Raw genomic sequence first — 532 nt, 5'->3', positions numbered from 1 at the left:
TGGCCTTCTGGATCACCGGCCGTCGGCCATCGATCGGAGAACGGCACCCCCAGCTCGATGACGTCGGCGCGGCCTGGGCCATCGCCAGCATCAGCTCGACCGTCACGTCGGCATACGGATCGCCGGCGGTGACGTAGGGAATCAGCGCCTTGCGGCCCGCGGCGGCCAGCCGCTCGAACGTGGCCTGGATGCGGCTCATTGGGCACCTCCCTTCACGGCGTGGCCGGCCATCGAGGGCCGGTCGAAATACTCGGCGCCCGACAGGTCGGCGACGGTGCCGATGTCCTTGTCGCCGCGGCCGGACAGGTTCACCAGCAGGTGCTGGTCGGGGCGCATCGTCGGCGCGAGCTTGATCGCATGCGCGAGCGCGTGGCTCGATTCCAGCGCCGGGATGATGCCCTCGGTGCGGCACAGCCGATGGAAGGCGGCGAGCGCCTCGGCATCGGTGGCGCCGACGTACTCGGCGCGGCCGATGTCCTTCAGGTAGGCGTGCTCGGGCCCGACGCCCGGATAGTCCAGGCCGGCGGAGATC

Annotated in this window: 2 pseudogenes; both read right to left on the bottom strand. The window is 70.9% G+C overall.

The window, feature by feature from the left end:
- Positions 1–199 (bottom strand): annotated as a pseudogene (locus FUT87_RS27865) (tryptophan synthase subunit alpha); the annotation flags it as partial.
- Positions 196–532, bottom strand: a pseudogene (locus FUT87_RS27860) (pyridoxal-phosphate dependent enzyme); the annotation flags it as partial. The pseudogenes FUT87_RS27860 and FUT87_RS27865, both read right to left, overlap by 4 nt.

Source organism: Mitsuaria sp. TWR114, from assembly GCF_007997345.1.
This window is presented reverse-complemented; position numbering and strand designations above follow the sequence as displayed.